Annotated in this window: 10 protein-coding genes; 6 read left to right on the top strand and 4 right to left on the bottom strand. The window is 66.2% G+C overall.

From position 1 onward, the window contains the following. Both dprA and plsY read right to left on the bottom strand, forming a co-directional pair. Window positions 1–794: DNA-processing protein DprA (gene dprA, locus K7W03_RS08865; protein WP_222886086.1), on the bottom strand; the 794-nt coding region annotated here is incomplete at its 3' end. Next, window positions 791–1,405 (bottom strand): glycerol-3-phosphate 1-O-acyltransferase PlsY, encoded by a 615-nt coding sequence (plsY, locus tag K7W03_RS08860; RefSeq protein ID WP_037481602.1) that lies wholly within the window; start codon window positions 1,403–1,405, stop codon window positions 791–793. The genes plsY and dprA, both read right to left, overlap by 4 nt. A gap of 183 nt (window positions 1,406–1,588) precedes the next feature. Here plsY and murI point away from each other — a divergent pair, with 183 nt between their 5' ends. Continuing rightward, the gene (gene murI, locus K7W03_RS08855; protein ID WP_061938423.1) at window positions 1,589–2,392 is read left to right on the top strand and encodes a glutamate racemase; all 804 of its coding nucleotides are present in this window, start codon (window positions 1,589–1,591) and stop codon (window positions 2,390–2,392) included. A 152-nt stretch (window positions 2,393–2,544) separates the two neighbouring features. Further along, window positions 2,545–3,765 carry a 5-aminolevulinate synthase gene (gene hemA / locus K7W03_RS08850; protein WP_222886085.1) on the top strand — a complete coding sequence of 407 codons (1,221 nt, stop codon included), beginning with the start codon at window positions 2,545–2,547 and terminating at the stop codon, window positions 3,763–3,765. A 146-nt stretch (window positions 3,766–3,911) separates the two neighbouring features. Here the strand turns inward: hemA and K7W03_RS08845 are convergent, their stop codons facing one another. Then, window positions 3,912–4,559, bottom strand: coding sequence for a class I SAM-dependent methyltransferase (locus K7W03_RS08845; protein WP_222886084.1), 648 nt, complete (start codon window positions 4,557–4,559; stop codon window positions 3,912–3,914). Then, entirely contained in the window at window positions 4,559–5,776 is a 1,218-nt protein-coding gene (locus K7W03_RS08840; protein WP_222886083.1) for a DUF3419 family protein, read from the bottom strand. The genes K7W03_RS08845 and K7W03_RS08840 overlap by 1 nt, the downstream gene beginning before the upstream one ends. A 133-nt stretch (window positions 5,777–5,909) precedes the next feature. On the opposite strand from K7W03_RS08840, the gene K7W03_RS08835 reads away from it, so the two are divergent. The 4 genes from K7W03_RS08835 to K7W03_RS08820 all read left to right on the top strand — a co-directional run bounded on the left by K7W03_RS08835 (window position 5,910) and on the right by K7W03_RS08820 (window position 10,296). Continuing rightward, entirely contained in the window at window positions 5,910–6,902 is a 993-nt protein-coding gene (locus K7W03_RS08835; RefSeq protein WP_044662363.1) for a ligase-associated DNA damage response exonuclease, read from the top strand. Then, on the top strand, window positions 6,902–8,485 hold the full coding sequence (locus K7W03_RS08830) for a cisplatin damage response ATP-dependent DNA ligase (RefSeq protein ID WP_140041977.1): 1,584 nt from the start codon (window positions 6,902–6,904) through the stop codon (window positions 8,483–8,485). The genes K7W03_RS08835 and K7W03_RS08830 overlap by 1 nt, the downstream gene beginning before the upstream one ends. A gap of 112 nt (window positions 8,486–8,597) precedes the next feature. After that, window positions 8,598–8,765, top strand: a complete 168-nt coding sequence (locus K7W03_RS28320) for a hypothetical protein (RefSeq protein ID WP_226869937.1) — start codon at window positions 8,598–8,600, stop codon at window positions 8,763–8,765. Between the two features lie 325 nt (window positions 8,766–9,090). After that, entirely contained in the window at window positions 9,091–10,296 is a 1,206-nt protein-coding gene (locus K7W03_RS08820; RefSeq protein WP_025547389.1) for a saccharopine dehydrogenase family protein, read from the top strand. Window positions 10,297–10,364: the final 68 nt, after the last annotated feature.

The raw sequence follows: 10,364 nt of genomic DNA, 5'->3' as shown, positions 1-10,364 counted from the left end.
CCCTCCCGGATCAACTGGTTGCACCCCTGGGCGCGGGGATCGAGCGGAGAGCCGGGCACCGCCATCACCTCCCGTCCCGCCTCCCCCGCCAGCCGCGCCGTGATCAGCGAACCGGACCGGGGCGCGGCTTCCACGACGACGGTCCCCCGCGCCAGCCCGGCGATGATCCTGTTGCGCGCCGGGAACTGCCGGGCCAGCGGCTGCGTGCCCGGCGGATGCTCCGTGACCAGCAGCCCTTCCTCGGCCAGCCGCTCCTGCAATTCCGCATTTTCGGGCGGGAAGGCGATGTCGATGCCGCAGGCGATGACTGCGATGGTGCCGCTCTCCAGCGCGCCCTGATGCGCGGCCGTATCGATCCCCCGCGCCAGCCCCGACACCACGACCGCCCCATGCTGTCCCAGATCCTGCGCCAGCATCCGGGCGAAGCGGCACGCCGCGGCGGAGGCGTTGCGCGCCCCCACCATCGCCACGCAATCCCGCGCCGCCAGCGATACGTCCCCGCGCACGATCAGGGCCGGCGGCGCGCCCTCCATCTGCTCCAGCAGAAAGGGGTAATCGGCATCGCCCATGATCAGGTAGCGGGCGCCAGCCGCCCGGCTGCGCGCGATCTCCTGCTCGACGATCTTCGCGTCCACGATGCTGGCCTTGCCGCCGCCGCGCGCCGCCAGATCGGGCACCGCGCGCAAGGCCTCGCCCGCCGTGCCGAAACGCGCCATCAACTGGCGGAAGGTGACAGGGCCGATGCGCGGCGAACGGATCAGGCGCAGGCGGTTGAACCGCTCCTGCTCGCTCATTCCCCGGCCGCCGCCTTTTTCGAAGCGCCCACCTTCGGCTCGGTTCCCCTGGCGAGCCGCGCGATGTTCTCCCGGTGCCGCCACAGCACGATCAACGCGAGCGCCAGCGCAACGGGGACCAGCTCGATCCGGCCGAAGCACCACATGGCGACAGGCGCGCTGACCGCCGCGGACATGCCGCCGACCGACGACCATCTGGTTCCGAACAGCGCCCCCAGCCACACGGCCGCGAAGACGATCCCCGCCGGCCAGTACAGCGCCGTCACCACGCCCATCATGGTCGCCACGCCCTTGCCCCCGGCAAAGCGCAGCCAGACCGGATAGCAATGTCCGATAAAGGCCATGGCCCCGGCCATCGGCCCGCCACCATCGACCAGCGCCGCGCCGACCAGCACCGCCGCCGCGCCCTTCAGCAGATCGAGCAGCAGCGTCGCCGCCGCCAGCCCCTTTCGCCCCGTCCGCAGCACATTGGTCGCGCCGATATTCCCCGACCCGATCTTGCGCAGGTCGCCCGCCCCGGTGAGGCGCGTCAGCAGCAGCCCGAAGGGGATGGAACCCAGCAGATAACCGATCAGCAGGACGAATGCGGGAAGTAGCCAGGGAGGAGTCATGATCTCGCCAAATTGGTTGCGGCGCGACCATAGCGTTCCCGGCGAACCGGGCAATGGCGAAGGTGACGAAATATGGGTCGGAATATCGGGGATGGGGGTTCCCGCCATCAAGCCCTTCCTCTCAAGGGGAGGGCTCTTGAGGGAAGTTGACAGGCCCGCCCCATGCCGCGACATGTCTGCCCGATGACAGTCGCACCCCATGCCCCCCTTCTTTTCTTCGATTCCGGCGTCGGCGGGCTTTCCATCCTTGGCCCGGCACGAAGCGCCCTGCCCAACGCGCCGGTCGTCTATGCCGCGGACAGCGCGGGCTTCCCCTATGGCACCAAGAGCGAGGCGGAGATCGCCGCCCGCGTGCCCGCCCTGCTCGGGCGGCTGGTGGAGCGCTACCGCCCGCGCCTCGCCGTCATCGCCTGCAACACCGCCTCCACCATCGCCCTGCCGGCGGTCCGCGCCGCGCTCGACATCCCCGTTGTCGGCACGGTACCGGCAATCAAGCCCGCCGCCCTGCTCTCGCAAAGCCGGGTATTCGGCGTGCTGGGCACCGACGCCACGGTGCGCCAGCCCTATGTCGACAGGCTCGCGGCCGAACATGGCGCCGACTGCACGGTCCTGCGCCATGGGTCGGCCGCGCTCGTCCAGCTTGCCGAGGCGAAACTGCGCGGCGAACCGCTCGATCCCGCCATTGCGCGGGACGCGCTGGCCGGCCTGTTCGACCAGCCGGGCGGCGATCGGATGGACATAGTGGTCCTCGCCTGCACGCATTTTCCGCTGGTGGAGGCCGAACTGGCCGCCGCTTCGCCCCGTCCACTCAGATCCGTGCACGGCGGTGAAGGAATTGCGCGCCGCATCGCCTATCTCACCCAGGGGCAGCCATGGCCGTCCGAACCGCAGTCCGGAACCGCGGTCTTCACTCGCCTGGACGAGAGCGTGGAGCCACTCCGCCCAGCGCTGGAAGGCTATGGCTTGCAACGGATCGAAGGACTTTGAAGGGGTGGACCTTTGGTCCAATCGCAAGTCCTTCTATCAGTGTGATAGGTAATTCTCCCTAAGGCTGCGAGCGTTTATCACTGGTAATAGGCCAAAACAGCGGATAAATGCCCCTCAAAGAGGGGATGCGGGAATAGGGACAGGGCGTTCAAGTGAACTACAAGCACATCTTCACGCAGGCGATCGACCGGCTCCATAGCGAAGGCCGCTATCGCGTGTTCATCGACATCCTGCGCAACAAGGGCGCCTTCCCCAACGCCCGCTGCTTCCACGGTCATAACGGGCCCAAGCCCATCACCGTCTGGTGCTCCAACGACTATCTCGCCATGGGCCAGCATCCCAAGGTCGTCGCCGCGATGGAAGAGGCGCTGCACGATGTCGGCGCAGGCTCCGGCGGCACCCGCAATATCGGCGGCAACACCCATTATCATGTCGATCTGGAGGCCGAACTGGCCGACCTGCACGGCAAGGAAGGCGCTTTGCTCTTCACCTCGGGCTATGTCTCGAACGAAGCGACGCTCTCGACCCTCGCCAAGATCCTGCCCGGCTGCATCATCTTCTCCGACGAGCTGAACCATGCCTCGATGATCGCGGGCATCCGCAATTCGGGCTGCGAGAAGCGCGTCTTCCGCCACAATGACGTCGATCATCTGCGCGAACTGCTGGCCGCCGAAGACCCGGAAGCGCCCAAGCTGATCGCCTTCGAAAGCGTCTATTCGATGGACGGCGACATCGCCCCCATCGCCGCGATCTGCGACCTGGCCGACGAATATAACGCCCTCACCTATCTGGACGAGGTTCATGCAGTCGGCATGTACGGCGCGCGCGGCGGCGGCATTTCCGAACGGGACGAGGTCGCCGATCGCGTGACCATCATCGAAGGCACGCTGGGCAAGGCGTTCGGCGTGATGGGCGGCTATATCGCCGCCGACCAGATGATCGTCGACGTGATCCGCAGCTATGCGCCCGGCTTCATCTTCACCACCTCGCTCTCGCCGGTGCTGGTCGCGGGCGTGCTTGCCAGCGTCCGCCATCTGAAGCAGTCGAATGAGGAACGCGAAGGCCAGCAGGCGTCCGCCGCGACGCTCAAGCGCCTGATGGCGGAGGCAGGACTGCCGGTGATGCCGTCGGTCACGCACATCGTTCCGCTGATGGTGGGCGACCCGGTGAAGGCCAAGCGGATCAGCGACATATTGCTGGCGGAATATGGCGCCTATGTGCAGCCCATCAACTATCCCACCGTCCCGCGCGGCACGGAACGCCTGCGCTTCACGCCCGGACCGGCGCATACCGAAGAAATGATGCGCGAACTGGTCGATGCTCTGGTGGAAATCTGGGACCGGCTCGAACTGGAATTCAAGAAAGCGGCCTGACCGGCATCCGCGCGAATTCCGCTGGAGGCGCTGCCCTCATTCCCCCTCCCGCAGGCGGGGGCTGGGGTGGGTCGGCGCAACATCAGCGGCAATTTCCAGCGGCCAGGCCGGAATTCGCAACCCCGATCCGGGAACCGGCCGAAAACTCACAGCCGGATCAACCCACCCCTGACCGCATAGCCCCGATACAGGCTCCGGCTATGCGCAAAGCCCCCCATGTCCGCCGCCACCCTGCCGATCGCCTGCCTGAACTCCGCCCGCGGCGACACATGAAAGCGCGCCAGCCACCCGAACAGCGCCCGCTTCCACAAGCGCGGCAGACCATCCTGCTGCCCGAAGTCGACAATCTCCAGCTTGCCGCCATGCGCGACGCAACCCGCCGCCTGCCCCAGAGCCGCTTCCCAGTCCGGTATCATGGACAGCGCATAGCTGATGAACACCCGCTCGAACCGTTCGCGCCCGAACAGCGCCCCTGCATCGAACGCACAGGCATCCCCCTTCGCCAGCACCACGCGATCCCCCAGGCCCGCCTTCGCCACGGCTTTGCGCGCCGTCCCCAGCATCGCCTCGGAAATATCGACGCCATAGAGCCGCGCCTCCGGCCAGGCCTTGCCCACGGCGATCAGATTGCGTCCCGTGCCGCAGCCGATCTCCAGCACCGCCCCACCGCGCGGCGGCGCCAGGTCGGCAATAAGCCCATCCCGCCCGAGCAGGTAGAATTTCCGCGACAGGTCGTAAATGTGCCGCTGATGCCGATAAGTGCTGTCCATCAACCCGCCATGCCCGCCCGTCATCACGCCCTCCCCAGCACATAGAGGTGGACGCCGCCATAAATGGCCGACCGGTCCCGCGCCGTATATTCCCGCGATTCCTCCGCCCGATGGTCCCAGCGCGACAGCAGCGCATCGTCGACCCGCCCCGGCAGGATGCTCGGTTCGCCCGCCGTCCGGAACAGCACCCGCGCACCCCGTTTCGCCGTTCGCGTGATCTGGGCCCAAAGCGCGTTCAACTGCGCATCGTCCATCCAGTCCTGCGCGTCGAGCAGGATGTAGCGATCGACGGACCCCGCCTCCTGCGACGCCAGGAAGTCGGTGAAGTTCACATGCCGGACATCCACCCGCCCGGCGCGTTCCACCACGGCCGCATGGTTCGCGGCCTGCAAATAGGGCGGCAATGGCCCCTCGCCGCCGGCATAACCCCGCCCGAAAGCCTGCACCGCGAAATAATTGTCCTTGAGGTCGAAGCCGCAGGCCAGCTTTTCCAGCCGCGCCTTCAGCACGCCGTCCATCCGCGCGTCCCCGGCCAGCGCCTCATATTGCGCCGGCGGGATGCCCAGGCCGAAGAGCGAAGCCGGCTGGCTCGTCAGCCATCGCATGAAGGCGCTGTCGAACACCGGCGCCAGCTCCGTTTCGAAGATCGCCCGCTGCTCCTCCCGCGATTTCGCATCCAGCATCCGCCGCGGATCGACGCCATGCAACCGCGCCAGCAGATGCGCCGCGCCGATGAAGCGCCCCAGCAGCCCATGCCTGTAAATCCCCCGCGCAAAGCCGCCGATCCGCCGCCGCCCGATGAAGTCCCGCCCCTCCCAGTAGCGCCGCGTGGCGTCGTCCAGCACCGGCGCCACGAAGGTGCGATAGGCCGCCACATTCTCCTTGCAATCCGCCCTGGCGAAGAAGCGATGGAAGGCCCGATGGTCCGGCAATGCCTGCGCCGCCGCCAGCTTCAGCCGGTTGAGCGCGACATGCGCGGTGTTGAGGTCGACCGCCGTGATCTTCGCCGGATCGGCCGTCAGATAGCTCAGCACATTGCACCCGCCCGAAGCAATGGTGACGACATGGCTGTCCGGCCCGATCGCCAGCGCTTCCATGTCGACCTCCGGATCTTCCCAGATCTGCGCATAGACAAGGCCCCGGAACGCAAAGGTGAAGGCCCGTTCCAGCAGGCCCTGTTTCGACAGATGCCGATGCCGGTGCACTGCGCGGGTAACATTCTGGTGAGCCGTAGATGCCATGTGCCGCGCCTCCTCGCTGCCGGTCGTCCGGCGGCGCATAGGGCAACGGCGTGTCGTACCCATGACGATCGGGTTACGGCAATATGAAGGCCCTTGCGGAACCAAGCGGCGCATTCCACCTTCTTCCACAGCAATGCCTCACTGGATCGAACCCCACCCCACCGGCATCTATGTCCGCCCGGCCGATGCCTGGATCGATCCCTCCGTCCCGCGGGAACGCGCGCTTGTCACCCATGGCCATGCCGATCATGCGCGCGGCGGCCACGGCCATGTCTGGGCGACGGAGGAAACGCTGGCGATCATGGCCCTGCGCTACGGCACCGCGTCGGGCACGGCGGTGCCCTATGGCGAAGAAATCCGCATGAACGGCGTCACGATCAGCTATGTGCCCGCCGGCCATGTCCTCGGTTCCGCCCAGATCCTGCTGTCCCACGCTGGCGAGCGGGTGGTCGTCACCGGCGACTACAAGCGCCGCCCCGATCCCACCTGCAAAGCCTTCGAACCCGTCCCCTGCGACATCTTCGTCACCGAAGCCACATTCGGCCTGCCGGTCTTCCGCCATCCCGACACGGGCAGCGAGGTCGACCGCCTGCTCGCCGCCCTGCACGCCCATCCCGACCGCTGCGTCCTGGTCGGCGCCTACGCCCTGGGCAAGGCGCAGCGCCTGATCTGCGAACTGCGCGCCAGGGGCCATCACGACCCCATCCACATCCATGGCGCGCTGGAGAGGATGTGCGCGCTCTACGAACAATTCGGCGTCGCCCTGGGAGAGCTGCGCCCGGCGACCGGCCTCCCCGCCGGGGACATGCGCGGCCGCATCGTCGTCTCGCCCCCTTCCGCCCTCAACGACCGCTGGAGCCGCCGCCTGCCCGACCCGATCACCGCCATGGCGTCGGGCTGGATGCGCGTCCGCCAGCGCGCCCGCCAGCGCAATGTCGAACTCCCCCTCATCATCTCCGACCATGCCGACTGGGACGAGCTGACCGACACCATCCGCGAGGTGGCCCCGTCGGAAACCTGGATCACCCACGGGCGGGAGGAAGCCCTGCTCCACTGGTGCATGACCCACCAGATGCGCGCCCGCGCCCTCGCCCTGGTGGGCCGCGAAGACGAGGATGAAGGCTGATGCGCCCCTTCTCCCGGCTTCTCGACGGCCTCGTCTACACCCGCTCCCGCAACGGCAAGCTGGACCTCATCGCCAGCTACATGCGCAGCGCCCCCGACCCGGACCGGGGCTGGGCGCTCGCCGCCCTCACCGGCAATCTCGACCTGAAAGCGGTCAAGGCTTCCACCATAGCGGAAATGACCCGCGCCCGCGTCGATCCGGTCCTTTTCGAAATGAGCCGGGACTATGTGGGCGACCTCGCCGAAACCGTGGCCCTCCTCTGGCCCAAGGCGGAGGATCAGCCGCCGGAGGTGGACGACGGCTCCCTCACCCTATCCGCCATAGTCGACCGCCTCCACGCCACCAGCCGCGCCGCCGCCCCGACGACCCTGGCCAGGATGATGGATCATCTCGACGCCTCCGGCCGCTTCGCCCTGCTGAAGCTCGCGACCGGCGGCCTGCGCGTCGGCATCTCCGCCCGGCTCGCCAAGACCGGCTTCGCCCAGGCCTTCGGGCTCGACGTCGACGATGTCGAGGAATGCTGGCACGCTCTGGCCCCACCCTATGCCGACCTGTTCGCCTGGGCGGAGGGCAGGTCGGACCGCCCGGATCCCGCCGGCACGCCCTTCTTCCGCCCCTTCATGCTCGCCCATCCGCTGGAGGCCGAAAGCGTCGACCTTTCGGACTATGCCGCCGAATGGAAATGGGACGGCATCCGCATCCAGATCGTCGGCACGGGCGCGCAGACCCGCCTCTACAGCCGCGCCGGAGACGACATCACCGGCAGCTTCCCCGACATAGCCGAAGCCTTCCGCCATCATGCGGTGCTGGACGGAGAACTGCTCGTGAAAGGGGAGTTTCAGGGCGGAGAGGCTGCCAGCTTCAACGCCCTCCAGCAACGCCTCGGCCGCAAGGCGGTGACGGCGAAGATGATGGACGATTATCCCGCCTTCGTCCGCCTCTACGACATATTGCTCGACGCGGAGGAGGACCTTCGGCCGCTCCCCTGGGAACAGCGCCGCCTCCGCCTCGAAGCCACCGTGCCCCAGCTGGACCCGCACCGCTTCGACATCTCGGCCCTCATCGAAGCACCCGATTTCGACAGCCTGGCGGAAATACGCGCCGGCGCCCGCGACGCCGCGATCGAGGGCGTGATGCTCAAGCGCCGCGACAGCCCCTATGTCGCGGGGCGCAAGGCCGCGCTCTGGTATAAATGGAAACGCGATCCGCTGACCGCCGACTGCGTGATGATGTACGCGCAGCGGGGCCATGGCAAACGCTCCTCCTTCTATTCCGACTATACCTTCGGCTGCTGGACGGCGGACGGCGAACTGCTGCCCGTCGGCAAAGCCTATAGCGGCTTCACCGACGAGGAGCTGAAATGGCTCGACCGCTTCGTGCGGACCAACACGGTCAACCGCTTCGGCCCGGTGCGGGAGGTGGAAAAGTCGCTGGTGCTGGAGGTCGCCTTCGACAGCATCCACGAAAGCAAGCGGCATAAATCGGGGCTGGCCATGCGCTTCCCCCGGATCGCGCGCATCCGGAAGGACAAGCCTGCGCATGAGGCGGATACGGTGGAGGGATTAAGACGGTTGGTGAACTGACGCGCGCCGCGCCTGAACCTGAAGGGGAAGGGCCTTTGGCGGAAAACCACCCGATTCCCCCAATTCCCTTCCAGTCCCAATGCCTCTAGGCTCTCCAAAAAAGGAGATTCCAATGCCCTACACCGGAAGCTGCCATTGCGGCGCCGTCACCTTCACCGTCGCCGCCGATGCGCCCAGCGAGGCGATGACCTGCAACTGCTCCCACTGCCGCCGCAAGGGCTTCATGCTGACCTTCGTCCCCGCGGACCAGTTCACCTCGACAGCGGCGCGGACAAGCTGAGCGACTATCAATTCTACAGGCACAGGATCACGCACCAGTTCTGCACCGACTGCGGCACGCAGGCCTTCGCGCAGGGCCAGGGCCCCGATGGCTCGGCCATGCAGGCCATCAATCTGCGCTGCGTTCCCTCCGTCGATCTCGACGCGCTCAGGATCAGCAAGGTGGATGGGGCGAGTTTCTAGGACCGGTCGATATTCAGCCCATGGCGTGCGGGAGGGGGGCTGCCCGGGGCTTCCTCTCGACAGACTGACTTTGCGCTGTAACGCCAACTCCCTATATGGGCGCTTTCGCGCGGATCGCGCGGCACAGCTATGGAGCAGTTGAATTGAGCAAGGTTCTGGTCATTGGTGCGGGTGGCGTCGGGTCTGTCGCGGTTCACAAAATGGCGATGAACTCTGACATTTTCAGCCATATCACACTCGCCAGCCGCCGCATCGTCTCCTGCGAGAAGGTGGCCGAATCGGTGAAGGCCCGCACCGGCGTCACCATCGACGTGGCGCAGGTCGACGCCGACAATGTCGCCGAAACCGTCGCCCTCATCGAAAGGGTGCAGCCGAAACTGGTCGTGAACCTTGCCCTGCCCTATCAGGACCTGGCGATCATGGACGCCTGCCTCGCGACCAAAACCGACTATCTCGACACCGCCAATTACGAACCGCGCGACACGGCGAAGTTCGAATATAGCTGGCAATGGGCCTATCAGGAGCGCTTCAAGGAAGCCGGCATCATGGCGCTGCTGGGCTCGGGCTTCGACCCCGGCGTCACCAGCGTCTTCGCCAGCTACATCAGGAAGCATCTGCTCGACCGGATCGACACGCTCGACATACTCGACTGCAATGGCGGCGACCATGGCCAGCATTTCGCCACCAACTTCAACCCGGAAATCAACATCCGCGAAGTCACCGCGCCCTCGCGTCACTGGGAAGGCGGCAAGTGGGTGGAGGGCCCGGCGCTGAAACACAAGCAGGTCTTCGACTTCGACCAGGTGGGGCAGAAGAACATGTACCTCATGTATCATGAGGAACTGGAATCGCTCGCCAAATTCTACCCTGAAATCAAGCGCATCCGTTTCTGGATGACCTTTGGCGACGCTTACCTCAAGCATCTGGAAGTGCTCCAGAATGTCGGCATGACCCGCATCGATCCCGTGATGTACAATGGGCAGGAAATCATCCCGCTCCAGTTCCTGAAGGCCGTGCTGCCCGAACCGTCCAGCCTGGGTTCGACCACCAGGGGCAAGACCAATATCGGCGACATCGCCACCGGCCTCAAGGATGGAAGCCAGAAGACGGTCTATGTCTATAATGTCTGCGACCATGAGGACGCCTATGCCGAAACCGGCAACCAGGCGGTCAGCTACACCACAGGCGTCCCCGCGATGATCGGCGCGGCGCTGATGCTGACCGGCGCATGGCGGGGTGAAGGCGTGTTCAACATCGAACAGTTCGATCCCGATCCCTTCATGGACATGCTGAACCGGCACGGCCTGCCCTGGCAGGTGAAGGAACTGCCCGCGCCGCTGGATTTCTAAACTGGATTTCTAAAAAAGCTTCGTTCCTGACGCCGTTCGGGCTGAGCCTGTCGAAGCCCCTTACTTTT

This window comes from Sphingobium sp. PNB, assembly GCF_019873065.1.
Lineage (GTDB): Bacteria > Pseudomonadota > Alphaproteobacteria > Sphingomonadales > Sphingomonadaceae > Sphingobium > Sphingobium fuliginis.
The sequence above is the reverse complement of the archived record's forward strand: the minus strand, read 5'-3'. Positions and strand labels throughout refer to the sequence as shown.